Below are 23,116 nucleotides of genomic sequence, written 5' to 3' on the forward strand. Positions count from 1 at the left end.
ATGCGACATCCCGAATGAAGCGTTTCTTTCTTTCCGTGCTGGGGCTGCTGGCGATCGCCGCCATCGCCTCCCAGCTCTGGTATCTGGGCCAGATACTGCAATTGCGGGGGCAAAACCCCCAGGACACCGCCTTCATGGAGCGGGCCCGGGAACACGGGCGCGTGCTCTACCAATGGCGGGACTACGACGCCATCGCCGACGACCTGAAACGGGCGGTGCTGATTTCCGAGGACGCCCGCTTCGTGGAGCACTTCGGCTTCGACTGGCGCGGCATCCGCCACGCCATGGAGCGCAACGAGGAAGCGGGCCGGCCGGTGGCCGGCGGCTCCACCATTACCCAGCAACTGGCCAAGAACCTGTACCTGAGCAGCGAGAAAACCTATATCCGTAAGGGCCAGGAAGCGCTGATCGCACTGATGCTGGAGCTGACCCTGTCCAAGCAACGCATCCTGGAGCTGTATCTGAACACCGCCCAGTGGGGCAACCGGGTGTTCGGCGCCCAGGCGGCGGCCCGCCACTACTTCGGCGTCGACGCCGACCAGCTGTCGCCGGACCAGGCGGCGCAACTGGCGGTGCTGCTGCCCCGCCCCAGCTACTACGACGTGCGCGGCACCACCGACTACGTGCAGCAACGCAGCCAATGGATCCAGGAGCAACTGCCGCTGGTGCGCATCCCGTCGCCCTGAATTCGCCCGACGGCCACCGCACCGGACGGCGGCCGCCCAACCGACTCGTGGAGAAAGCAGTATGAGACCGCTTTGGTTCGTTCTTCCCCTTTTGCTCACCCTCGCCGCCTGCGACGATCCGGACGCGCCGGCGCCGCCCTCCGGCGAGGCGCCCGTCGCCGAGCCGCCGGCCACCCAGGCGCGCGAAGGGCTGGCCGGCATCTGGCGGCCCCAGGGCGACAGCGACCTGAACGCCCTGGTGCTGGAGGACGAAGGCCAGCTCTACCTGGTCGGCGACGGTGAGCGCCGCGGCCTGCGCTGGGAGAAAAACGGTGACGGCGCCGTCACCCTGCACTATCTCGGTGGCGGCGACACGGTCACCGAGGACGGTCTGCAAGCCACCCTGGACAACCCGGCCCTGACCCTGGAAGGCGATTCCCCGTTCGCCGGCGAATACCGCCGCGACCCGGCCGGCATCGGCACCCTGGAGGGCCGCGTCACCCTGCCCGAGGACGGCGCCGTGCCGGACAAGGGCGTGCTGGTGCTGACCCTGCGCGATCTGTCCGCCGCCGACGGCGACCAGGACGGCCAGCTGGCCCGGCGCCTCACCCGGCTGTCCCTGGAAGGCGACCTGGCCATGCCGTTCCGGCTCTACTTCGACCAGACCCGGGTCGACGGCGCCCACCGCTACGCGCTGGACGCCCGGGTGATCGCCGACGGCGGCACCCTGTTCGCCCTGCCCGCGCCGCGCCGCGTGCTGAACGCCGACGGCGACCGCCAGGGCGTGACCCTGCCGCTGAGCCCCACCAGCGCCAACGCCGGCCTGGTCAACACCTACTGGCGGCTGGTGCGGGTCGGCGACCGGGCCGCGCCGCCGCCGGCGGACCAAGCCGCCCAGGCGCACCTGGTGCTGCACCGCGACGGCGGCCGCCTGAAAGGCGCCACCGGCTGCAACCGCCTCCAGGGCCAGTACCAAACCGAGGGCAATGGCCTTACCCTGAGCAATCTGACCCGCACCGAGAAGGCCTGCACCGGCGACAACGTGGCGGACGACTTCGTCGCCGCCCTGGAAAACACCCGCCGCTACCGGGTACAGGGCCAGCAGCTCACCCTGCTGGACGACCAGGACCAGCCACTGGCGGTGCTGCGGGCGGAATACCTGTACTGACCCGGCCAGGAGGCGGCCCATGCGCGTTCACTATCTGTCCCACGTGCCCTTCGAGAAGCTCGGCACCCTGGCCGAATGGTTCGATGCCCACGGCCACCCGGTGAGCGCCTCGCGCCTGTACCAGGGCGCTCCGCTGCCGGCGCCGGAGGACCTGGACGCCCTGGTGGTGATGGGCGGCCCCATGGGCGCCGACGACGAGGCGCGCTACCCCTGGATGGCCGACGAGAAACGGCTCATCGAGGCCTGCATCCAGGCCGGCAAGAAGGTGCTCGGCGTGTGCCTGGGCGCCCAGCTCATCGCCCGGGTGCTGGGCGCGCCGGTGGCCGCCAACCCGGAACGGGAGATCGGCTGGTTCCCGGTGCAAAGCACCGAGGCCGGCGCCGGCGATCCGCTCGGCGCCCTGTTCAGCGACGGCGCCCCGGTGCTGCACTGGCACGGCGACACCTTCGCGATTCCCGAGGGCGCCGTGCATCTGGCGCGCAGCTGGGGCTGCGACAATCAGGCGTTCCGCTACGGCGACCACGTGCTGGGGCTGCAATTCCATCTGGAGCTGGCGCCGGACAACGCCCGCGCCCTGTGCCGGGAATGCGCCGACGAGCTCCGCGACGGCGGCCCCTGGGTGCAGTCCGAGGCGGAGATGCTCGCCGACCCGGCCCTCTTCCACGCCGCCCGCCAGCGCCTGCACCGCCTCCTCGACCTCTTCTTCGCCTGACCGGCGCGGGGGTGCGGCGCCGGGCCCTCCAGCCGGGACGCGGCCTGGCTGGAGGGAACCAACCAGCACGCTCCCACAAAAAAGCCCGCCCCTCTTTCGAAGGGCGGGCTTTTTCGTGAGCGCCGGGGATCAGGCCTGGGCGCGCACCGGCTGCTCGGCCTCGGCGGCGGCCACCCGGCCGGCGGCGGACAGGATCGCCTGCAAGGCCGCGGCGGTGGTGTCGGCGGCCAGGGCCACGGTGCTCTGCACCTGCTCGCCCACCCGCACCCGCACACAGGCCATGGCGTTGGCCTCGGTGTTGTCGCCGAGGGAGTACTCGTCGAACGCCTCCACCCGGATCTGCCAACCGTGGCGACGATTGAGCGCGTCCACCAGGGCGCCCATGGCCCCCTCGCCGCGCCCCTCGATGTCCTCGGTGGGGCCGTTCTCCTCGCCGATGCTGATGCGGGCACGCACGCCGTCATCGGCCCGGTGCAGGTCGTAGGAACGCAACGTCCAGCCCAGCGGCACGTTCAGGTAATCGCCGTTGAAGCGCCGGTGAATGCGCTCGCCGGTGATTTCGCCGCCGTCTTCCTCGGCGTCGCGTTGCACCACCAGGGCCAGTTCCTGCTGCAACCAGCGCGGCAGGCTGAGGCCGAAGTCCCGCTCCAGCACGTGGGCCACGCCGCCCTTGCCGGACTGGCTGTTGATGCGCACCACTTCCTCGTAGCGGCGGCCCAGATCGTGCGGATCGATGGGCAGGTAAGCCACCCGCCACACGTCGCCGGGCTTGTATTGCGCCAGGCACTTGCGGATCGCGTCCTGGTGGCTGCCGGAGAAGGCGGTGAACACCAGATCCCCCGCGTAGGGATGACGCGGATGGGTGTCGATCTCGGTGATCTCCTCCACCAACGCGCGGATTTCCTTCATGCGCGAGAAGTCGATCTCCGGGTCGATGCCCTGGGCATACAGGTTCATGCCCGCGGTCACCAGGTCCATGTTGCCGGTGCGCTCGCCGTTGCCGAGCAGGGTGCCTTCCACCCGGTCGGCGCCGGCCATCACCGCCAGCTCCGCGGCGGCCACGCCGCAGCCCCGGTCATCATGGGTGTGCACGCTGATCAGCACATGCTCCCGGTAGCGGATGTTCTCGTGAACCAGCTCCACCTGGTCGGCGAACACGTTCGGGGTGCTCACTTCCACGGTGGCCGGCAGGTTGATGATCACCCGCTGGCCCTGGTCCGGCCGCCATACCTCGTTGACCGCGTCGATCACCTCGATGGCGAAATCGGTCTCGGTGGCGCTGAAGGTCTCCGGGGAATACTGGAACGACCATTCAGTGTCCGGCTGTTTCGCGGCGGCGTCGCGCACCCACTCGGCGGACTTCACGGCGATCGCCTTGCAGCCGGCCTTGTCCACGCTGAACACCTGCTCGCGGAAGATCGGCGAGGTGGCGTTGTAGATGTGGACGATCCCCTTCTTGGCCCCCTGCAGGGACTCGAAGGTGCGCTGGATCAACTCCGGCCGGGCCTGGCTGAGCACCTGGATGTGCACGTCGTCCGGCACCAGGTCTTCCTCGATGAGGGCGCGGCAGAAGTCATAGTCGATCTGGCTGGCGGAAGGGAAACCGACTTCGATTTCCTTGTAGCCGAGCTCCACCAGCAACTGGAAGAACTGTTTCTTCTGAGCCACCGACATGGGTTTGATCAGCGCCTGGTTGCCGTCGCGCAGGTCCACCGCCGCCCATAGGGGGGCTTTCTCGATGCGCTTGGACGGCCACTGGCGGTCCGGCTTGTCGATGGCGGGGAAAGGCGCGTACTTGCGATGATCGAAACTCATGGGTTGCTCCTTGGGTAGGTGTGGACCCTGAATAATGACTCGGCGTCGTGGCCACATCCGGGATCACCGGCTGGCGGCGTTCGCCTTCAAGTCGGCCCCGGTTCCCGCCCGGTAAGGCGGGAACCCGACCGGCCGCGGTCGGACTTGTGGTCTTCCCGTGGCGACAAGAAACAGTCTAGGGGAGCGGCCCGGCAATGTGCTTGCTTTTTTCCCCTGAATTCGCCACCGTTGGCAAACATATCACGCTAAAACGATATCTTACGGGATTTTATTGCGTGTCTGAAAAAACACTGGCAAAACTCGACCGAACCGACGTGCGCATCCTGGATGCCCTGCAACGCGACGGGGGCCTCTCCAACCAGCAACTGGCGGAACAGGTGGGCCTGTCGCCCTCGCCCTGCTCCCGGCGGGTGCAGAAGCTGGAGGAGGCCGGCGTGATCCTGCGTCGGGAGACGGTGCTGGACCCGCGCAAGCTGGGCCTGGACCTGACCGCGATGATCCAGATCAGCATGGACCGGCACACCCCGGAGCGCTTCGCCAACTTCGAGGCCACCGTGGCCGAGTACCCCCAGGTGCAGCAGTGCTATCTGGTCACCGGCCAGGAGGCGGACTACCTGCTCAAGGTGGTGGTGCCGGACATCGACCAGTATCAGCAGTTTCTGCTCAACAAGATCACCCGCATCGAGGGGGTCAGCGGAGTGCGGTCGAGCTTCGTGATGCGGCGGGTGATCGATACCACCGCCGTGCCGCTGACATACATTGATTGATGTAGAAGCGGCCCGCTCGCTGCTAACCTGGACGCCATGAAGAATTTACTGATCGTCGCCCATGCCCCATCGCCCAACACCCGCCGCCTGGCGGAGGCCGCTCTGCGCGGCGCCGGCCACGAGGACATCGAGCAGGTTCGCGCGGTGTGGAAGCCGCCCCTGGAGGCGGGCCCGGAGGACGTGCTCGCCTGCGACGGCATTCTGCTTGGCACCACCGAGAACCTGGGCTACATGAGCGGCGCCCTGAAGGATTTCTTCGACCGCACCTACTACCACGTGATCGACGACAAGCAGGGCCTGCCCTGCGCGCTCTACATCCGCGCCGGCCACGACGGCACCGGCACCCGCCGGGCGATCGAATCCATCGTCACCGGCCTGCGCTGGAACTGGGCCCAGGAGCCCCTGCTGTGCCGGGGCGAGTGGCGCGACGACTTCGTCGACCAGGTGGAGGAGCTGGGCCTGTACCTGGCCGCCGGCCTGGACGCGGGGGTGCTCTAGAGGAAGTCCAGCAGGCCGGTGAGCAGGTTGGTGATCGGCGAGAGCAGATCCAGCAGCCCGCCCAGCGGCCCCAGAGCCCGATCCAGCTGGGCGGTGATTTCCCGCACCAGGGTGGCCAGCACCGAGGACAGGGCGTCCCCGGGCAGCGTGGCGCCGTCCACGCTTTCCAGCCACAGCACGTCGTCCACCACCTGCTCCAGAGTTTGCTGAATGGTGCCCACCAGCTGCTCGCCGGTGGCGCTGGTGTCGAGCAGCACCAGTTGCTCCAGGGAATTGGCCACGCCCAGGGACACCGTGGCCAGCACCTTGGTAAGGCCGGAGAGCACCGGCACGTCCGGGGTTTGCTCGTCGATGCCGTCGACGATGTTTTCCAGGTTGCGGGCCAGTTGCACCAGGGGCCCGGCCAGGAAGGCCACGTCTTCCAGGGTGCCGGTCCGTTCGAAGTCGGCGCCGTTGCCGAGGCCGGCGCTGAGTGCCTCGAAGGCACCACCAAGTTGATCGAACGGCGCCGGCAGGCCGGAGGTGTCGATGGCGTCCAGTTGCTGGGCCGCCGCCAGCACCGCCTGGAAGGACTGATCCATGTCGCCGGCGTCGCCGCCGCTCACCGTGGCGGCGGCCCCGTCCAGGGCGCTGAACAGGGTGTCCAGGCCGTCCAGCAGCCGCGCCGCTACTTCCTGTTGGGGGCCTTCCGGCAGGTTGCCCAGGGCCTGGTTGAAGCCGGAGATCAGCTGGTCGCGGAACGCCTGCAGCGGGCCGCTGAAATCCGCGTCGAAACCGTCCGGCAGAGGCAGCGGGAAGCCGCCGCCACCGGCGAAGATGTCGCTGGAGAAGTCATTGCTGGGCGCCAGGTTGGCGGGCGGCTGTTTGTCGTAGCAGCGCGTGTAGGCCGGCGAGGCGTGGGCGCCATTGAGCACGCCCAGGTCGTCCGCGTCCGGGTCCACCACATAGGCTTCCAGGCACAGTTGCGCCGGAGCGCCGGTGTCCGGGTCGGCATCCACCGCCTCCATCCAGAAGAAACCGTAGGCGTCGCCGCGCTGGAACGGCGCCGCGTTGCGCTGGGGATCATCAATGCTACGGGTTTTGCTGGCGGCGCCGCTGACCACGAATTCGGTGCGGCCGCATTCCGGCACCGCGTCGAGCACCTGCAGGTCGTGGTCGTGGCCGGCCAGGAAAAAGTCGGTCTTGTCGCACACCGCTTCCTCCATGAAGGCCCGCCAGCGGTCCCCCGCCAGCACCGGCAGGATTTCGCTGGGCACGCCATCGTAGTTGCCGGCATTGCCGTGGCTGCCATTGGACAGATAGGGGTGGTGGGCCATGGCGATCTTGAATTCCGCCTGGGAACCGCCCACGGCGCTCACCGTCCAGTTGAGCTGGTTGATGCCGTAGGTGTGGTAGGCGTAGTCCAGGTCGGCGTCGGCGAAACCGCCGGCGATGGGGTTGGAATCCAGGGCGAACAGGCTCACCAGCGGGCGGCCGTCGGCGGTTTCACCCTCGTCGTGCTGGAAGTAGCGATCCGGCATTTTCCAGCGGTCGGAGAGGCGTCCGTCGAAGTAGGTGTAGTCCACCTGGAATTCACCGCGCGCGTTGCCGGCGCCGTCACCGCCCACATAGCCGGTGTTGTCGTGGTTGCCGAGCACCATGTAGAAGGGCAGTTGCACCGGCTCGAAGGGTTTCTCGAACTTCTCCGCGAACTGGGGATCGTCGACACTGGTGACGCCGGCCTCATAGATGTTGTCGCCCAGCCCCACCACGAAATCGCAACCGGCCCGCTCGGGCTGATTGTCGGCGCCGGCCTTGGCCGCGCACACATCGGCGATCGCCTGGCCCACGGCGAAGGCGCCGTCGGAGCCGCTGCCGGAATCGCCCATGGTGATGAAACGCACCCGCTCCAGCACGGTGGGCTCCGGTTCCGGCTCCTGGGGCTCCTCCGGCTGCTCCGGTTCATTGGGTTCAGGGGTCTGATCACCGCCCCCACCGCCGCCGCCGCCACCTCCGCCACAGGCGGCCAGGGTCAGACCCAGGGCGGCGGCCAGGGCCAGCCGTTGGTTACTCCAGTTCATGCGGTTTCCTCCCGGGTGGCCGGCACCGGCGGGTGCCAGAGGGCGGTGCGCAGGGTGCGCGGCCGCGACGGACGCAGCCCTTCCTCGCGCAACCGGCTGTCGCCGTCGTAAACGGCCACCAGCTTGGTTTTGCTGTCATCGATCTGGCCGCGCAGGTCGAAGGATTCGATGTCGCGGGCGTAATAGAACTCGGCCTGGGCGCGCTGGCGGGTCACGTCCACCAGAATGAAGCCCCGGGATTTCGCCTCCACGTAGCGAATGTGCGGATTGACCACCGGAATCACCACGCCGGCCAGCTCCGCGGCGCCTTCCGGAAAGCCCGGACTGGTCACCGCCGGGGTGACGAATTCCGCCGCCAGGGGCGCGTCGAACAGGTCCCCCAGCAGCGACGACGGGTTGCGATAGATTTCGCTGGCCCAGGAGGTGTGGATGTCGCCAGTCAGCACCACCACGTTGTCGATGTGGTTGTCGTCCAGATGGTCGAGGATGGTTTGGCGGTCGGCGGCGTAGCCGTCCCACTGATCCATGTTGATGGCCGACAGGTTGCCGCGCAGGCGCACCTGATCCTCGGTGAGCGTGGGCAGCTCGGCGATGTTGAGCTGGGCGAACATCACCTGCTGGCCGATGAAACGCCATTTGGCGGTGGAATCGCTCAAACCGTCCAGCAGCCACTGCATCTGGGTGTCGCTGATCAGGTGCCGGTCCGGATCATTGCGGGCCGGGTCCAGGGGCACGGTGAGCGGCTCGTCGCGGCCTTCCAGGCGGGTGTCGAGCATATGCAGGTCGAGCAGGTCACCGAACCGGAAGCGCCGGTACAGGGTGGCGAAGTCGTCCGGGTTCCGCTCACGCACCGGCATCCACTCGAAGTAGACGCGCTGGGCGATGGCCTTGCGTTCCCGCCAGTCGCCCTCGCTGGCGGGCTGATGGTTCTCGGCGCCGTCCCGGTAGCTGTCGTTGGCGCTTTCGTGGTCGTCCCAGACACAGATCATCGGGTACTGAGCATGCACCGCCCGCAGATCCGCGTCGCCCTTGTACTGAGCGTGGCGGCGCCGGTAATCGTCCAGGGTGACCATCTCGTGGGGCGGCTCCGGGTCCCGGTCGGGCACGTCGCCGTACTCGCCGATGCCGTATTCGTAGAGGTAATCCCCCAGATGCAGCACGAAATCCAGGTCGCCGTGCTCGGCCAGGGTCTTGTAGACGGAGAAGTAACCGTGGGAGATATTGGCGCAGGACACCACGGCGAAGCGGGCCCGATCCACGAACCGGTTGGCGGCGGGCAGGGTGCGGGTACGCCCCACCGGCGAGACGCGGTCGCCCACCCGGAACCGATAGTAGTACCAGCGACCGGCTTCCAGGCCGTCCGCGTCCACCTTGACGCAGTAATCGGTGGCGGCGGAGGTGCTGGTTTCCAGCCGCGTCACCGGTTGATTGAACGCCGGATCCCGGGCCAGGGTAACGGTGACCGGCACGGACTCCGGCGTGGCTTGCTCCGGCGTGGCTTGCTCCGGCGAAATACGGGTCCAAAGAATCACCCGGTCGGCGAGCGGGTCGCCGGAGGCGACACCGTGCTCGAAACGCACCCGGGGCACCGCCGGCTCCTGGGGCGCGGGTTCCTGGGGTGACGGTTGCGACGGCGACGGGCTCTCCGTCGTGCCGCCACCGGAGGACGAGGAACCGCCCCCACAGCCGGCCAGCGACACGGTGCCGCCCGCGGCCAGGGCCTGTACCAGGCGGCGGCGCTGTTGATCCATGATGACTTCCCCCTGAGTTGGTCTCAGTGGGAAGATTAAGCAGGAAGTTGCACGGCGACAGTTGCACGAAAGTGCCAAACTGTTGCCGTCCGTGACGCTGTGCAACCGCCCAGTTAAAGATGACCGGCGCATGACCGTGGCCGGTCAAGGCGGTGACGGATTCACCGTCCGCCGGGGCCGCACCTTGAAAAAACGGCTCCGGGCACGCACAGCATGAGCAGCGATGATCCGATAATCAGGAGGAAACCATGCGCATTACCGTCGAAGGCATCAGCGAAGGCAAGCCGATTCCCGGCCCGTTCGCGTTCGCCGTGCCCGACCCCAAGGAACACATGAACCTGAGCGACAACCGCAACCCCAAGGTGGTCTGGGACGGCGCCCCGGAGGGCACCCGAAGCTTCGCCCTGCTGGTGGTGGACCCGGATGCCCCCACCGACGCCTCCGACGTGAACCAGGAAGGCAAGACGGTGCCCGAGGAACTGCCCCGCGCCGATTTCTATCACTGGGTGCTGGTGGACATCCCCGCCGAGGTACGCCAGATCGACGAGGGCGAGGACTCCGACGGCGTGACCCCGCGCGGCAAGAGCACCGGCCGGGTGGAAAAGGGCGTGCGCGGCGCCAATGACTACACCGACTTCCTGGCCGGCGATCCGGACATGAAGGGCGTGTACGGCGGTTACGACGGCCCCTGCCCGCCGTGGAACGACGAGCGCCTGCACCACTACATCTTCACGGTGTACGCCCTGGACGTGACCAGCCTGGGCCTGGACGGTGATTTCCGCGGGCCGGACGTGGTCAAGGCCATGGAGGGGCACATCCTCGACCGGGCCAGCGTCACCGGCACCTACACCCTGAACGCCAACGTTTAACCCCTGCCCTCCTTGTAGGAGCGGCTTCAGCCGCGATAGCCCGATCGCGGCTGAAGCCGTTCCTACAGCGTCCGGCCGGGCCCGGCGGCGCCGCTCAGACCGCCGTGAAAGCCCCGGGCAGGTGCTGGCGCAGGGTAATCAGGTTCTCCTCGCGCACCGCCATGTCGCCGAAGCAGTTGGCCACCGTGCCCGCGTAATCGAGGCCGTCGGCGCGGATCGCCTCGGCGGTGAGCAAGGCGTGGTTGATGCACCCCAGCTTCATGCCCACCACCTGAATCACCGGCAATTGCAGTTCCACCGCCAGACCCGCCAGCATCTCCCGGTCGTTGAGCGGCACCCGCCAGCCGCCGGCGCCTTCCACCAGCACCAGATCCGCCGGATGGCTGTTGAGCGCGCCACGCACATAGCCCGCCAGCCGGGTCAGGTCGATACGCCGGCCCTCCTGCCGGGCGGCGATGTGCGGCGCGATAGCCGCCTTCAACGCCACCGGATTGACCTGCTCGTAGGGCAGCGTCATCGAGGACGCCGCCATCAGTTGCAGGGCGTCGTCGTTGCGGAGCCCTTCGGCGGTGTCCTCGCAGCCCGCCGCCACCGGCTTCAGGCCGTAACAGCTGAGGCCCGCGTCCCGGGCCCGTTCCAGCAACCGGCAACTGACCCAGGTCTTGCCCACTTCGGTGTCGGTGCCGGTAATGAAGAATACGCCGCGCAGTACCGGCAGCGGCGGCGGAGTGGCGATGGAAGGCTCGGCCATGGGGTCCTCGAACATGGGGTCCTCGAAACGGTCGGGTTGATCAGGGAATCCGGGTGGCGTCCACGAACAGCACGTCCCAGCTGAGCGGCAGGCCGGCGGTTTCGCGGCGCGCCTCGTAGGCCGCCGCCATGGCGCGCCAGGCGCTCTTGCCGGTGAGGCCGGTGGCGCCGCCCTGGACGTGATCCACGCCGGTGGCCTTGAAGGCGCGCACCAGGGTTTTCACGTCCGGGTAGTGCTCGGTGATGCCCAGGCGCTGGTGCCGCTGAATCGCCAGGCCGGCGCCCTCCAGGGCCCGGCGCCAGTCCGATTCCGCCGGCAGCCGGTTGACCCGGGGGCGGCCGTCGGCGGCGGCCCAGCTTTCCGACATTTCCCACAGGGAGCCGGCCAGCGGTACCGCCAGCAGCAGGCTACCGCCGGGCATCAGCACCCGGGCCAGTTCCCGGCTTACCCGGGCGGGATCACACCATTGCAGGGCGAAGCTGGAAAACACCAGGGCCACGCCGGCGTCCGCCAGGGGCAGGTGTTCCGCGTCGGCGCACAGGGGCCGGTAGTCCGGCCCGGTGCGACCCCGTTCCCGGGCCTCGGCGAGCATGGCCGGCGACAGGTCCACCGCCAACCAGCGGGCCTCCGGCCAGCGCGCGCGCTGCTGGCGGGCCAGGGGCGCGGTGGCGCAGCCCAGGTCCACGGCGGTGGCGCCGGGCAGCTGCTCCGGGCCCATCGCCAGCAAGCTGCGCGCGCAGGACAGCTGCAACCCGGCGTGGGCATCGTAGCTGGCGGCGGCGCGGCCGAAACGCCGGCCCACCGCGCCCTTGTTCATGGATTCAGGACGCAACGAAGCGGTGTTGGCGATGGAAGTCATGGATGGCCTGCATGAAAGTGTCGGGGGCGGACAGGAAAGGCACATGGGCGACCTGCTCGATCAGCGCCGTATCACCCTGGTCGTTGAGCAGCGGCTCCACCGCCGCCATGGCCGCCGCCGGCACGATGTTGTCGCGCTCGCCGAAGATCATCCGCGACGGCATGGTCAGTTTCGCCAGGTCGGCGCGCAGGTCGGTATCGCGCAGGATCGCCAGCCCTTCGCGCAGGGCGCGGTGGGCGGGCAAGCCACAGAAGTAGAGAATCTCCTTGAGCCGCGCCACGTCCCGGCGCATGGACTCGGCGCCCTTGCAGTTGAGCGCCAGGAAACGCACCAGGGTGCCCTCGTAATCCTCCCGGCACATTGCCTCGAAGGCTTCCAGAATCTCCGGCTTCATGGCCGCCGGCCAGTCGTCGCTGGCGGTGAAACGCGGCGTGGTGCCCACGGTGACCACGGATCGCACCCGCTCCGGCCGGGTCAGGCCGAGGCGCATTGCCACCAGGCCGCCCAGGGACCAGCCCAGCAGGTGGGCCCGCTCGGGCATCACGGCGGCCACCTGGTCGGCCAGGAAGTCCAGGGTGTAGGGGTCGTTGGGCAGCGGGCTCTGGCCCATGCCGGGCAGGTCCACCACGGTGACCCGGAAGCGCTCCAGCAGCGCCGGCACGATGTCGTCGAACACGATGGCGTGCAGACCCCAGCCGTGCAGCAGCACGATGTCGCCGGCGTCCCGGTCGGCCACCCCGGTGGCGCGGTAGGTGTTGTGGAAGGGAATCAGTTTCGGCACTTGGCGGTCTCCAGGGCGTCCAGCAACCGGTCCACGTCACGTTCTTCATGGGCCGCCGACAGGGTCACGCGCAGCCGTGCCTGGCCCTCGGGCACCGTGGGCGGGCGGATGGCGGTGACCAGCAGGCCGCGCTCCGCCAGGGCCTGGCTCAGGGCCAGGGCATCGGCGTCCTCGCCCACGCGGATCGGCTGGATCGGCGTGCCCGACTCCATCAGAGCGTAGCCCAGCTCGGCGGCGCCGTGGCGGAAGCGGCGGATCAGCGCCGCCAGCCGGTCCCGGCGCCAGGTTTCGGCGACGGCCTTGGCCAGGCTGACCCGGGTGGCGGCGGCCACGGCGGCGGGCATGGCGGTGGTGTAGATGTAGCTGCGGGAAAATTGTATCAGCGTTTCTATCAGTTCCTCGGAACCGGCCACGAAGGCGCCGGAAGTCCCCAGCCCCTTGCCCAGGGTGCCCATGTACACCGGCAGGCGCTCGTTCACGCCCTGGGCGAAAGCGGTGCCCCGCCCTTGCCCGTCGAGCACGCCCAGGCCGTGGGCGTCGTCCACCATCAACCAGGCGTCGGCCGCTTCGCAGGCATCCAGCAAGGGCGCCAGCGGCGCCTGATCGCCGTCCATGCTGAACACGCCGTCCACCGCCACCAGCTTGCGCCCGGCGTCGGAACGGGCCAGCTGCCCGGCCAGCGCGCCGGCGTCGTTGTGGGCGAAGCGCCGGAAGCGGGCGCCGCTGAGCAGGCCGGCGTCGAGCAGGGAGGCGTGGTTGAGGCGGTCCTCGAAGATGGCGTCGCCCCGGCCCACCAGGGCGGTGATCACGCCCAGGTTGGCCATGTAGCCGGTGGAGAACAACACCGCCCGGGGGCGGCCGGTGTGGGCCGCCAGGGCTTCCTCCAGGTCCTGGTGGGGGCGCTGGTGGCCACACACCAGATGGGAGGCGCCGCTGCCCACGCCCCACTGGTCGGCGGCGGCGCGAAAGGCGGCGACCACCTCGGCGTCGGCGGCCAGGCCCAGGTAATCGTTGGAACAGAAATTCAGGTAGTCGCGGCCGTCCACCCGGGCGACACGGCCGCAGGGCCCGTCCTGGACGCGGGGGTGGCGATAGCGGTGCCGGGCGCGCCGTTCATCCAGGCGCGCGCGCAGATCGAAGCCCAAGGGGTCGCTCCCGGATCAGGCGTCCAGGGCCCGGTGGGCCGGGCGGCCGGTGTCCTTGTCGAGCACGTGCTTGGCGGCGCGCTGTTCCTGGCCGGTTTCCAGAGCGTTGTGGAACAGCCCCCGGCTTTCCGCGTCCCGTTCCGCCACCTGCTGGCGCAGCGCTTCCTCGTGGGCCTCGTCGGAGGCCTCGTGGCGCGGGTCCAGCGGGTGGATGCCGAGGCGGTCGAACAGCAGCCGGTCGTGGGTGGCTTCCGGGTTGTCCGTGGTCAGCAGCCGTTCACCGTAGAAGATGGAGTTGGCGCCGGCCAGGAAGCACAGGGCCTGGGCCTCGTCGTGCATCTCCTGGCGCCCGGCGGACAGGCGCACATAGGATTCCGGCATCAGGATGCGCGCCACGGCGATGGTGCGCACGAATTCGAACGGGTCCAGATCGGCCACGTCGGCCAGGGGCGTGCCCTCGATCTTGACCAGCATGTTGATGGGCACGGATTCCGGGTGGTGCGGCAGGTTGGCCAGCTGCTGCAGCAGGCCCACGCGGTCGTCCCGGTTCTCGCCCATGCCGACGATGCCGCCGCAGCACACCTTCATGCCGGCGTCGCGCACATTGGCCAGGGTGGAGAGGCGGTCGTTGTAGGTGCGGGTGGTGATCACCTGGCCGTAGTACTCCGGCGAGGTGTCCAGGTTGTGGTTGTAGTAGTCCAGGCCGGCCTCGGCCAGATCCTTCGCCTGGCGGTCATCGAGCATGCCCAGGGTCATGCAGGTTTCCATGCCCAGGGCCTTCACCTGGCGCACCATGTCCAGCACATAGGGCATGTCCTTAGCGCGCGGGCTGCGCCAGGCGGCGCCCATGCAGAACCGCGAGGCGCCCTTGTCGCGGGCGGCGCGGGCTTCCTCCACCACCCGGGACACTTCCAGCAGCTTTTCCTTTTCCAGCTCGGTGTTGTGGTGACCGGACTGGGAACAGTACTTGCAGTCCTCCGGGCAGGCGCCGGTCTTGATCGACAGCAGGGTGCTCACCTGCACCGCGTTGGGATCGAAATGCTCGCGGTGCACCTGGGCGGCTCGGAACAACAGATCGTTGAACGGCAGGGCGAACAGGGCTTCGATCTCACCCCGATGCCAGTCATGGCGTACAGCATTCAGAGCGGAAGTCGTCTTGGGCGTGGCGGCGGCTACAGTCATGATCACTCTCTCCGAAGGAATAGCGACAGCCTAGCAGTCCGCCGGGGGCTGTCAACTTGAAGAAACCAGGAAGGTTTACATCTGGATGTTTTTTGATCTTTCGAATCAGTGCGTACTGTGCGGGCGCCGGGCCGACTCCGGCCTGTGCCCCCATTGCCACCGGGAACTGGAGCGCCACTGCGCCCTGTCCGGCCCGCTGTGCCGCTGCGCCTTGCCCGGCCCCGGCCTGGACCCCGGGGCCCTGTGCGGGCGCTGCCTGGATCGGCCACCGGGCTTCGCCGCCAGCTATTGCGCCTGGGCCTACCGCTTTCCCCTGGACCGGCTGCTCAACGCCTACAAGCACCGGGGCCGGCTCACCGTGGAGCGGGCCCTGGAAACCCTGACCCGGGCCCAGCCGCTGCCCTGGCCGGAGGCGGATCTGATCTGCCCGCTGCCGGCCCATTGGCGGCGGCGCTGGTGGCGTGGCTTCGATCAGGCGGAACGGCTGGCGGCGAGCCTGGGGCGGCGCTGGCGGCGGCCGGTGGTGCCGGTGCTGACCCGGCCCCGGGCCACCCGCCATCAACAGGGCCAGAGCCGGGCCACCCGGGTGCGCAGCCTGCGCCATGCGTTCCGCGCCGACCCCCGCGCCCGGGGGCGGCGCATCCTGCTGGTGGACGACGTCATGACCACCGGCGCCAGCGCCCGGGCGGCGGCGCGGGCGCTGGGCGAAGCCGGCGCCGCGGAAGTGCGGGTATGGGTGCTGGCGCGCACCCTGCGCAGCGGCGCCGGCGGGAGCTAGCGCTCAGCCCGCTCCCTGGCCGCGCACCACGTCGATGCGCGGCACCGGGTCGAAGGTGACGCCCATCACCAGGGCGTCCTCGCCGCCGTCGGAGGCGGCCATGTCGATGTCCTGGGGCCGCAGCCGGGGGTGGCGGCCGTCCAGGAATTTCTTGGCGGCGAAGGCGTTGCGGGTGCGCTCCCGGGCCTGGTCCAGGCTGATGCCCTCGCCGCCCAGCAGGCCGCGCAGGTATTCCGCGCAGGCCACGTCCTCGTCGCCGGTGGGGTGGGACGCCACCAGCACCACGGTTTCCGGGTTGCGTTCGCGAATGTAGCGGGCGGTGGCGCGGGCGTTGACCAGGGCCCCCACCAGCACCTGCTGGCTGTCCCGGGCGCGCAGGGTGGCGGTGACGCCGTTGGTGGTGCGCATGATCAGATAGCGGTCGCGCACATCGGTATGGCGGATCTCCCAGGGCGAGTTGCCGTGGTCGAAGCCGTCGATGGGCAGCGCCTGGATCTCGCCCACCAGCAGCCCGTCCCGGTAGGTCTCGCGCAGCTGGAAGGCGTCCTCGGCGGTGGCCACCGGGTAGATGTGGCTGGCGCCGCCGAGGAAGGCCTCGTGGCTGGTGGTGAAGGCGCGGATCACGTCGATCACCACGGTGATGCCGTGAATGTTGTGGGGCGGGTTGTGACCCTGGGCGATCTTGATTTCCATGCGCTCGGCCGGTTGCGGTGCGAAACGCGCATTATGACGGATCGGCCACCCGGCTTAACAGTGCGCCGGGGCCTGACCGTTTCCCTCACCGGGGTCGCCACCGATGATCAATGACGGCCCCGGCGGCGCCTGCTAGCGTCCTTGCATCGCAAATCGAACACGGAAACCGTCATGATCGAGTGGAACGAACAACAACGAATGATCCAGAAAATGGTGCGCGACTTCGTGGCCAAGGAAGTGGTGCCCAACCTGGACGACATCGAATACAACGGCGTGCCGCCCTACGACATCCTGCGCAAGATGATCAAGACGTTCGGCATGGACGTGATGGCGACGCAGAATTTCGAGAAGCGCATCGCCCGGGAAAAAGCCGGCGACCAGGCCCCGAGGGAGGACGACGGGGAAGGCGGCGGCTCCGGCGAGCAGGCCGCCATGACCATGATTCCGATCATCGAGCTGAGCCGCCATGCCCAGGGCCTGGTCACCGCCATGGGCGTGTCCATGGGGCTGGCCGGCGGCGCCATCATGAGCAAGGGCACCCTGGCGCAGAAGGAGCGCTGGGCCCTGCCGCTGCTGACCCTGGAGAAGGTGGGCGCCTGGGCGATCTCCGAGCCCAACTCCGGCTCCGACGCCTTCGGCCAGATGAAGACCCTGGCGCGCCGGGACGGTAACGACGGCTACGTGATCAACGGCAGCAAGACCTGGATCACCAACGGGCCGTTCGCCGACACCATCATCCTGATCTGCAAGCTGGACGAGGAAGGCGTCGAGCCCCGGGACCGCAAGATCGTGTCCTTTATTCTCGACAGCGGCATGGAGGGCCTGGAGCAGTCCAAGCCGTTCAAGAAGATGGGCATCGGCAGCTCCCCCACCGGCGAACTGTTCTTCAGCGATCTCAAGGTGGGCGCGGACCGGCTGCTGGGCGGCAGCGAGACCGCCTACGGGCGCTCCGGCGCCAAGGCCACCTTCATGCAGGAGCGCGCCGGCGTGGCGGCCATGGCCCTGGGCATGGTGGAGCGCGCCCTGGAGCTGAGCACCGCCTACGCCCGGGACCGGGAGCAGTTCGGCCGGCCGATCGGCGATAACCAGCTGATCCAGCTGAAGCTGGCGAAGATGGAGGTGGCCCGCGCCAACCTGCAGAACATGGTGTTCCGCTATATCGAGATGACCGCCGCCGGCAAGCGGATGACCCTGGCCGAGGCCTCGGCGATGAAACTGTACGCCGCCCAGGCGGCCATGGAGGTGTCCACCGAGGCGGTGCAGATCCACGGCGGCTACGGCTACATGCGCGAATCCCGGGTCGAGCAGCTGATGCGCGACGCCAAGATCCTGCAGATCTACGCCGGCACCGACGAAATGCAGGTGATCGCCATCGCCCGGGATCTGATCGGCCGCGACTGACCGCCGCCGTGATGGAGAAGGGGGTTGCCTCGCCGCCGGGCGGCCCCCAACCTTACCGGGACGGAGACGAAAACGACCAAGGAGGCTGCCATGTCCCTGCAACAACAACACTGCGAGGCCTGCCGCGCGGACGCGCCGCGCATCACCGAGGACGAGGCCCGCGAGCTGCGCCCGCAAATCCCCGACTGGAAGCAGGTCGAGGAGGACGGCGAGGAAAAGCTGCAGCGCCAGTTCAAATTCGCCAACTTCGCCGAGGCCCTGGCGTTCACCAACCAGGTGGGTGATCTGGCCGAGGACGAAGGCCACCACCCGGCCCTGCTCACCGAATACGGCAAGGTCACCGTGACCTGGTGGACCCACAAGATCGGCGGCCTGCATCGCAATGATTTCATCTGCGCGGCCAAGACCGACGCCCTGTTCGAGGGCCGTTGATCCATGGACGCTCCCGCCCCCTGGCTGCTCACCGGCCGCGCCTTCGTGGCGGCTCTGTCCCTGCCCGCCGACCTGCGTCATGAGCAGGGCGGCGCGGCGGCGGCCCTGGGCGAACCGGCCCGGAGCCCGGCGCTGGTGATGCTGGTGGATTACCGGCGCTCGGAGGTGGGCCCCTACCAGGAGCTGCTGTTCATGCCCGGCCCGTTGCGCTTCCCGGACGGGCGCCGGCGCTGGAGCATCGGCCGCATCTATGTGTCCAGCCAGGCCAGCGCCGACAACGGCAACCGCAACTGGGGCCTGGACAAGAAGGTGGCGGAATTCGACTGGCGGCGCCAAGGCCGCCAGGAAACCGTCACCGTGCATCACCAGGGCCGGGAAATCGCCCATCTGGCGCTGTCCAGGCTGGGGCCCGCCCTGCCCTTCCCGGGCGCCGTGCTGCCGGCGCGCTGGCGCACCCTGGGCCAGATCCGCGATGGCCACCGGTTTCTGTACACCCCCTCGGTGAGCGGTCGCTTGGGCCTGGCACGGCTCACCGAGGCGCGCGGCGACGGCGAGCACTTCCCGGCCCTGCAGCACGGCAAGCCCCTGGCCGCCGCCAGCCTGCCGCGCTTCCGCATGCATTTTCCGGTGGCGCGCATCGATCCCCTGGCCACGCCCACCGACCCCGCCACCTGACCGGAACCATCAGCGCGCTGTCGTTTCCCGCCAGCGCATCCCCGGCCCGCGGCGCCTAGCATGGGGCCAGACAGAAGCGGAGAGACCCCATGGCATTGACCGAAACACAGAAAGAACAAATCAAGGCGGCCTCGGACAAGACCTTCCCGTTCGTGGAGCGCTGCGGCGCCCGCACCCTGGACGTGGAGCGCGGCTACTGCCGCATGATGATGCCCCTGGAACCGAACCTGAACCACGTCGGCATCATGTACGCCGGCGCCCTCTACACCCTGGCGGAATTGCCCGGCGGCGTGATCTACATGTCTTCCTTCGACGTCAGCCGGTTCTACCCCATCGTCAAGGACATGCGCATTCGTTTCCGGCGCCCGGCCACCACCGACATCACCGTGGAGGTCCATCTGGACGAGGCGGAGATCGAGCGCATCCAGGCGGAAGCCGAGGCCAACGGCAAATGCGATTTCGAGTGGGACACCGAGCTCAAGGACGCCCACGGCGAGGTGGTGGCTCTGACCCATAACATCTACCAACTGCGCCGTATCGGTCAGTAGGTCACGCGGATACAAGCGTTAATTGTTTTTAACGCAAAGGGGACAGACAATTTTCCCTTTGGATCAACGATGTTTCCGCAAATAATTGTCACCGATGCAAAAAGAAAGTTGACACCCTTCGCCAAGCAGAGCTAGCCTGCAAGTGCATCCTACGCGGCAGGAAGCCCGGGGGTGTGATTTCGAGTGACATGAGAGTCTGGAAATCTCGCGCGGCCTTCGGGCCGCGCTTTTCATTTTCGGTGAACCATTTCACCAACTTCGCCCTTCCCCCCGGCCTCCGGAGCGACGATGCGCTAGCATGCGCGGTTTCGTTAACGGAGGGCTGTCATGGGTTTCCTGGTCGTCCTGAAGCTGCTGCTTCTGGTCATCGTCATCGGCACCGCGATCTATTCCGGGATCGTCTATTCCGCCCGCCGGCGTGGCAGCGCCAAGGAGCTGTCCAACCTGCGCGAGCAGGCGCAACCCCTGCGGCGCTTGTCCGCCAACGAGCGGGAAACCCTGACCCCTTTCCTGGTACAGCCCCACAAGCCCGGCAAGCCGGTGCACCTGAGCGGGGACGACGTCTTTCCCCTGCGCGGTGAGTACCAGCGCCACGGCATCGAGACCAACGGCCAGCAGACCTGGCACCACATGATTGGCGGCGTGGAAGTGATCCTGCCGTTCGACGCCGACCTGTTTCTGGACCACGACAACCAGGCCGAAGTGGTGTTCGCCGACAAGCTGGCGGTGGTGGTGCGCCTCAACGGCTTCGAACTGCTCGAGGGCGCGGCCCGGGAAGCGCGCCGGGACACCGCCCGCGACCAGTGGCGGGAAGGCGCCCGGGGCCACCTGGAAGAAGTGTTCGTGGACGACGGGGACACCCCGGCGGAAGCGGAGGACGAAGCGGAGGCCGCCCGCCGCCGCGTGGAAATTCACGACCAGCGCCCGGAAACACCGGCGGAAACCGAGGCCCGGCTGGGCCGTGGCCTGGGCCTGCTGCCCGGCCTGTTGTGGTCCCTGGCGTTCCTGGCCCTGGGCATCGCCACTTTCCGCGAGACGCTGACCTGGATGGGCATCTGGGCGGCGCTCGCCCTGGCCCTGGGGAGCTGGGGGCTGTGGCTGTTCTGGCGGCGCCGGCGGCCGGGCCCGGCGGACAAGGTGAACCGCGTCTCCGGGGTGGTCAATCTGGTGCCGCTGAGCATCGACGAAGCCAGCGGCACGGTATCGGTGGCGGCCACCCTGGGCGGCAAACTGACCTTCCAGCTGCCCGATCACTGGCGCCCCCACGCCCCCGTGGAGGACGGCCAGCGCCTGGAGCTGGACCTGCGCGTGGACGACTACTCCGTGGTCACCTACGACCGCAAGCTGTCCCTGGACGAGGAATACCGGCGCTGCCCGCCGGTGTACTGGGGCCGCCACCTGAGCCTGGCCCTGGTGGCGGTGGTGGCGCTGCTGGTGGGCCTGGGGGCACGCCCCGACCCGGCCGGGGACCTGGCGCAAACCGCCTACTGGCTGGGCAGCGCCGGCACCCTGCGCGCCGATACCCCGGAGACCCTGGCCAACGACCTGCCGGAAAGCGGCCGCCGCGTGGTGCTGGACGGCCAGGGCCGCTGCCAAGTGATGCCGGTGGGCAGCGACTGGTCAAGGGCGGATATCCGCTGCGACCGGCTGCGCTGGGGCGGCGACGACCTGGAGCGCCCGGACCTGGAACTGGACGAGACCACGCTCGCCCTGACCGCCGACGATGCCCTGGAGACCAAAAGCGATCCCCGGCTGCGCATGCTCGCCCTGCTGCGCGGCGGCGGCACCGGCGACCGCGAGCCCCTGCTGCTGACCAACGCCTCGGAGCTGGTGGCGCGGGTGGACCGGGCGTGCCCGGAGGACGACCCGCCGCGCGCCTGCGCCACCCTGCGCACCGTGATCCTGGGGGCATTGAACTTCCCGGAGCTGGGGCAATTGAAGGACTGGGACGACCTGCGCCGGCAACTGGAGGAGTGGGATCAGGAAGCGTCACCGCAAGCCGTGACCCTGAGGGGGCATCTGGCGTCCATTCGCCGCCAGCTGCGTTCCGTGGCGGAGCAGCGGACCCGCGACCAGGTGGCGCGGCTGGCGGAGGCGATCGCCGGACAACAACGGGGTGGCGTGCTGGTGGAAATCACCGCCGGCACCGCCGCCGGGCCGATTCCGGTGGGCGCCGACGCCCTGCAGCGCTGGCGGGCCCTGCAGGACCTGTTCGGCGAGAACGGCGAGCAGCCGTTCCATGTGGAGGGCGTGGTCACCCATAGCGGGGCCGACGAACACGGCACCCCCGGGCTGATCGTGGACCCTCGGCGCGGCGAGCGGCCCTGGCAGGCGCTGTTGCGTTCGATCTGGATTCTGCTGGCCGCCGCCCTGCTGCTGGTGCACGGAGCGCTGTGGCTGCGCAACCTGGTCGCCGCCCGGCAACGGCGCCGGGCGGTGGCCCGGCTGCACGGCTGGCCGGCGGCCTGAGCGTCGGCTACCCGGCTTAGCGGGAGCTCAGCTCGACCACCGCCTCGATGAAGACCCGGGCGTGTTCCGGGTCCACCTGGGGGGTGATGCCGTGGCCCAGGTTGAAGATGTGGCCGGGGTGGTCGCCGAAATCATCCAGGATGCGCTTCACCTCGGCGCGGATCGCCGCCGGCGGCGCGTACAGCACCGCCGGGTCCAGGTTGCCCTGCAGCGCCACCCGCTCGCCCACCCGGCGACGCGCCTCGCCGATGTTGATGGTCCAGTCCAGGCCGAGGGCGTCGCAACCGCTGTCCGCCATGGTTTCCAGCCACAGGCCACCGTTCTTGGTGAACAGGATCACCGGCACCTTGCGGCCTTCATGGTCGCGGATCAGGCCATCCACGATGCGCTTCATGTAACCCAGGGAGAATTCCGGGTAGGCCTCCGCGGACAGGGCGCCGCCCCAGGTATCGAAGATCTGCACCACCTGGGCGCCGGCGCGGATCTGGGCGTTAAGGTAATCGGTGACCGCCCGGGCCAGCTTGTCGAGCAGGGCGTGGGCCAGCTCGGGGCGGCCGTACACCATGCCTTTCAAATGGCGGAAATCCTTGCTGGGGCCGCCCTCCACCATGTAGGTGGCGAGCGTCCAGGGACTGCCGGAGAAACCGATCAGAGGCACCCGGCCATTGAGTTCACGGCGGATGGTGCTCACCGCCCGCATCACGTAGTCCAGGTCGCGCTCGGCGTCGGGCACCGGCAGCGCCGCGATGTCTTCCTCGGTGCGCACCGTCTTGCGGAATTTCGGGCCCTCGCCGGGCTCGAAGTACAGCCCCAGCCCCATGGCGTCGGGGATGGTGAGGATGTCGGAGAACAGGATCGCCGCGTCCAGCGGGTAGCGCTCCAGAGGCTGCAGAGTCACCTCGCAGGCCAATTCCGCGTCGCGGCACAGGTCCATGAAGGAGCCGGCTTTCTCGCGGGTGGCGCGGTACTCGGGCAGGTAACGACCGGCCTGGCGCATCATCCACACCGGGGTGCGATCCACCGGTTCACGGGCCAGGGCTTTGAGAAAACGGTCGTTCTTCAGCGGCGCATTCACAATATCAGCCTCTCTAAACGTG

General features: G+C 68.8%; 22 protein-coding genes. 12 read left to right on the plus strand and 10 right to left on the minus strand.

What is annotated here, in order from left to right:
- Window positions 1-14 precede the first annotated feature (14 nt).
- The 3 genes from mtgA to HMJ39_RS08410 all read left to right on the plus strand — a co-directional run bounded on the left by mtgA (window position 15) and on the right by HMJ39_RS08410 (window position 2,545).
- Window positions 15-686 carry a monofunctional biosynthetic peptidoglycan transglycosylase gene (mtgA, locus tag HMJ39_RS08400; RefSeq protein ID WP_161384223.1) on the plus strand — a complete coding sequence of 224 codons (672 nt, stop codon included), beginning with the start codon at window positions 15-17 and terminating at the stop codon, window positions 684-686.
- 61 nt (window positions 687-747) lie between these two features.
- Complete coding sequence (locus HMJ39_RS08405; protein WP_161384224.1) at window positions 748-1,833, plus strand: META domain-containing protein; 1,086 nt, start codon at window positions 748-750, stop codon at window positions 1,831-1,833.
- A gap of 19 nt (window positions 1,834-1,852) precedes the next feature.
- Window positions 1,853-2,545, plus strand: coding sequence for a type 1 glutamine amidotransferase (locus HMJ39_RS08410; RefSeq protein ID WP_194296965.1), 693 nt, complete (start codon window positions 1,853-1,855; stop codon window positions 2,543-2,545).
- Between the two features lie 129 nt (window positions 2,546-2,674).
- On the opposite strand, the gene HMJ39_RS08415 is transcribed toward HMJ39_RS08410, so the two are convergent.
- Window positions 2,675-4,360, minus strand: coding sequence for a 2-isopropylmalate synthase (locus HMJ39_RS08415; protein WP_194296966.1), 1,686 nt, complete (start codon window positions 4,358-4,360; stop codon window positions 2,675-2,677).
- Window positions 4,361-4,635: 275 nt separating this feature from the next.
- On the opposite strand from HMJ39_RS08415, the gene HMJ39_RS08420 reads away from it, so the two are divergent.
- Both HMJ39_RS08420 and HMJ39_RS08425 read left to right on the plus strand, forming a co-directional pair.
- Entirely contained in the window at window positions 4,636-5,127 is a 492-nt protein-coding gene (locus tag HMJ39_RS08420; RefSeq protein ID WP_321206052.1) for an Lrp/AsnC family transcriptional regulator, read from the plus strand.
- Window positions 5,128-5,163: 36 nt separating this feature from the next.
- The gene (locus HMJ39_RS08425; RefSeq protein ID WP_161384233.1) at window positions 5,164-5,625 is read left to right on the plus strand and encodes a flavodoxin family protein; all 462 of its coding nucleotides are present in this window, start codon (window positions 5,164-5,166) and stop codon (window positions 5,623-5,625) included.
- Here the strand turns inward: HMJ39_RS08425 and HMJ39_RS08430 are convergent.
- On the minus strand, window positions 5,622-7,685 hold the full coding sequence (locus HMJ39_RS08430) for a metallophosphoesterase (protein ID WP_194296967.1): 2,064 nt from the start codon (window positions 7,683-7,685) through the stop codon (window positions 5,622-5,624). The genes HMJ39_RS08425 and HMJ39_RS08430 overlap by 4 nt on opposite strands.
- Window positions 7,682-9,436: an alkaline phosphatase D family protein gene (locus HMJ39_RS08435; protein ID WP_194296968.1), complete on the minus strand. Its 1,755-nt coding sequence runs from the start codon at window positions 9,434-9,436 to the stop codon at window positions 7,682-7,684. The genes HMJ39_RS08430 and HMJ39_RS08435 overlap by 4 nt, the downstream gene beginning before the upstream one ends.
- A 248-nt stretch (window positions 9,437-9,684) precedes the next feature.
- On the opposite strand from HMJ39_RS08435, the gene HMJ39_RS08440 reads away from it, so the two are divergent.
- Window positions 9,685-10,305: a YbhB/YbcL family Raf kinase inhibitor-like protein gene (locus HMJ39_RS08440; protein WP_161384236.1), complete on the plus strand. Its 621-nt coding sequence runs from the start codon at window positions 9,685-9,687 to the stop codon at window positions 10,303-10,305.
- 94 nt (window positions 10,306-10,399) lie between these two features.
- Here the strand turns inward: HMJ39_RS08440 and bioD are convergent, their stop codons facing one another.
- The 5 genes from bioD to bioB are packed head-to-tail and all read right to left on the minus strand — an operon-like array spanning window position 10,400 to window position 15,023.
- Window positions 10,400-11,071 (minus strand): dethiobiotin synthase, encoded by a 672-nt coding sequence (gene bioD / locus HMJ39_RS08445; RefSeq protein ID WP_228462240.1) that lies wholly within the window; start codon window positions 11,069-11,071, stop codon window positions 10,400-10,402.
- Window positions 11,072-11,096: 25 nt separating this feature from the next.
- Complete coding sequence (locus HMJ39_RS08450; protein WP_228462241.1) at window positions 11,097-11,915, minus strand: methyltransferase domain-containing protein; 819 nt, start codon at window positions 11,913-11,915, stop codon at window positions 11,097-11,099.
- Complete coding sequence (gene bioH, locus HMJ39_RS08455; RefSeq protein ID WP_194296970.1) at window positions 11,878-12,696, minus strand: pimeloyl-ACP methyl ester esterase BioH; 819 nt, start codon at window positions 12,694-12,696, stop codon at window positions 11,878-11,880. The genes HMJ39_RS08450 and bioH overlap by 38 nt, the downstream gene beginning before the upstream one ends.
- On the minus strand, window positions 12,684-13,841 hold the full coding sequence (gene bioF, locus HMJ39_RS08460) for an 8-amino-7-oxononanoate synthase (RefSeq protein WP_194296971.1): 1,158 nt from the start codon (window positions 13,839-13,841) through the stop codon (window positions 12,684-12,686). The genes bioH and bioF overlap by 13 nt, the downstream gene beginning before the upstream one ends.
- A gap of 15 nt (window positions 13,842-13,856) precedes the next feature.
- Complete coding sequence (gene bioB, locus HMJ39_RS08465) at window positions 13,857-15,023, minus strand: biotin synthase BioB (protein WP_161384241.1); 1,167 nt, start codon at window positions 15,021-15,023, stop codon at window positions 13,857-13,859.
- A gap of 85 nt (window positions 15,024-15,108) precedes the next feature.
- On the opposite strand from bioB, the gene HMJ39_RS08470 reads away from it, so the two are divergent.
- Window positions 15,109-15,801 carry a phosphoribosyltransferase family protein gene (locus HMJ39_RS08470; RefSeq protein WP_194296972.1) on the plus strand — a complete coding sequence of 231 codons (693 nt, stop codon included), beginning with the start codon at window positions 15,109-15,111 and terminating at the stop codon, window positions 15,799-15,801.
- Window positions 15,802-15,804: 3 nt separating this feature from the next.
- Here the strand turns inward: HMJ39_RS08470 and HMJ39_RS08475 are convergent, their stop codons facing one another.
- Complete coding sequence (locus HMJ39_RS08475) at window positions 15,805-16,494, minus strand: 2-phosphosulfolactate phosphatase (RefSeq protein ID WP_194296973.1); 690 nt, start codon at window positions 16,492-16,494, stop codon at window positions 15,805-15,807.
- 171 nt (window positions 16,495-16,665) lie between these two features.
- Here HMJ39_RS08475 and HMJ39_RS08480 point away from each other — a divergent pair, with 171 nt between their 5' ends.
- From HMJ39_RS08480 to HMJ39_RS08500, 5 genes are all read left to right on the plus strand, one after another.
- Window positions 16,666-17,895: an acyl-CoA dehydrogenase family protein gene (locus HMJ39_RS08480; protein ID WP_194296974.1), complete on the plus strand. Its 1,230-nt coding sequence runs from the start codon at window positions 16,666-16,668 to the stop codon at window positions 17,893-17,895.
- Between the two features lie 90 nt (window positions 17,896-17,985).
- Window positions 17,986-18,327: a 4a-hydroxytetrahydrobiopterin dehydratase gene (locus HMJ39_RS08485; RefSeq protein WP_194296975.1), complete on the plus strand. Its 342-nt coding sequence runs from the start codon at window positions 17,986-17,988 to the stop codon at window positions 18,325-18,327.
- Between the two features lie 3 nt (window positions 18,328-18,330).
- A complete protein-coding gene (locus tag HMJ39_RS08490) occupies window positions 18,331-19,002 on the plus strand; it encodes an acetoacetate decarboxylase family protein (RefSeq protein ID WP_161384246.1) in 672 nt (223 codons plus the stop codon).
- Window positions 19,003-19,091: 89 nt separating this feature from the next.
- Complete coding sequence (locus tag HMJ39_RS08495; RefSeq protein WP_194296976.1) at window positions 19,092-19,550, plus strand: YiiD C-terminal domain-containing protein; 459 nt, start codon at window positions 19,092-19,094, stop codon at window positions 19,548-19,550.
- Window positions 19,551-19,877: 327 nt separating this feature from the next.
- Entirely contained in the window at window positions 19,878-22,019 is a 2,142-nt protein-coding gene (locus tag HMJ39_RS08500) for an IgaA/UmoB family intracellular growth attenuator (RefSeq protein ID WP_194296977.1), read from the plus strand.
- Window positions 22,020-22,035: 16 nt separating this feature from the next.
- Here the strand turns inward: HMJ39_RS08500 and hemE are convergent, their stop codons facing one another.
- Window positions 22,036-23,097, minus strand: coding sequence for a uroporphyrinogen decarboxylase (hemE, locus tag HMJ39_RS08505; protein ID WP_194297004.1), 1,062 nt, complete (start codon window positions 23,095-23,097; stop codon window positions 22,036-22,038).
- Between the last annotated feature and the right edge of the window lie 19 nt (window positions 23,098-23,116).

The organism is Alloalcanivorax profundimaris (genome assembly GCF_015265435.1).
Taxonomy (GTDB): Bacteria; Pseudomonadota; Gammaproteobacteria; order Pseudomonadales; family Alcanivoracaceae; genus Alloalcanivorax; species Alloalcanivorax profundimaris.

Bases quoted from the DNA above. Each gene is read 5' to 3' on its own strand.
- mtgA (WP_161384223.1), top strand. From the start codon at position 15: ATGAAGCGTTTCTTTCTTTCCGTGCTGGGGCTGCTGGCGATCGCCGCC.
- HMJ39_RS08405 (WP_161384224.1), top strand. From the start codon at position 748: ATGAGACCGCTTTGGTTCGTTCTTCCCCTTTTGCTCACCCTCGCCGCC.
- HMJ39_RS08410 (WP_194296965.1), top strand. From the start codon at position 1,853: ATGCGCGTTCACTATCTGTCCCACGTGCCCTTCGAGAAGCTCGGCACC.
- HMJ39_RS08415 (WP_194296966.1), bottom strand. From the start codon at position 4,360: ATGAGTTTCGATCATCGCAAGTACGCGCCTTTCCCCGCCATCGACAAG.
- HMJ39_RS08425 (WP_161384233.1), top strand. From the start codon at position 5,164: ATGAAGAATTTACTGATCGTCGCCCATGCCCCATCGCCCAACACCCGC.
- HMJ39_RS08430 (WP_194296967.1), bottom strand. From the start codon at position 7,685: ATGAACTGGAGTAACCAACGGCTGGCCCTGGCCGCCGCCCTGGGTCTG.
- HMJ39_RS08435 (WP_194296968.1), bottom strand. From the start codon at position 9,436: ATGGATCAACAGCGCCGCCGCCTGGTACAGGCCCTGGCCGCGGGCGGC.
- HMJ39_RS08440 (WP_161384236.1), top strand. From the start codon at position 9,685: ATGCGCATTACCGTCGAAGGCATCAGCGAAGGCAAGCCGATTCCCGGC.
- bioD (WP_228462240.1), bottom strand. From the start codon at position 11,071: ATGTTCGAGGACCCCATGGCCGAGCCTTCCATCGCCACTCCGCCGCCG.
- HMJ39_RS08450 (WP_228462241.1), bottom strand. From the start codon at position 11,915: ATGACTTCCATCGCCAACACCGCTTCGTTGCGTCCTGAATCCATGAAC.
- bioB (WP_161384241.1), bottom strand. From the start codon at position 15,023: ATGACTGTAGCCGCCGCCACGCCCAAGACGACTTCCGCTCTGAATGCT.
- HMJ39_RS08470 (WP_194296972.1), top strand. From the start codon at position 15,109: ATGTTTTTTGATCTTTCGAATCAGTGCGTACTGTGCGGGCGCCGGGCC.
- HMJ39_RS08475 (WP_194296973.1), bottom strand. From the start codon at position 16,494: ATGGAAATCAAGATCGCCCAGGGTCACAACCCGCCCCACAACATTCAC.
- HMJ39_RS08480 (WP_194296974.1), top strand. From the start codon at position 16,666: ATGATCGAGTGGAACGAACAACAACGAATGATCCAGAAAATGGTGCGC.
- HMJ39_RS08485 (WP_194296975.1), top strand. From the start codon at position 17,986: ATGTCCCTGCAACAACAACACTGCGAGGCCTGCCGCGCGGACGCGCCG.
- HMJ39_RS08490 (WP_161384246.1), top strand. From the start codon at position 18,331: ATGGACGCTCCCGCCCCCTGGCTGCTCACCGGCCGCGCCTTCGTGGCG.
- HMJ39_RS08495 (WP_194296976.1), top strand. From the start codon at position 19,092: ATGGCATTGACCGAAACACAGAAAGAACAAATCAAGGCGGCCTCGGAC.
- HMJ39_RS08500 (WP_194296977.1), top strand. From the start codon at position 19,878: ATGGGTTTCCTGGTCGTCCTGAAGCTGCTGCTTCTGGTCATCGTCATC.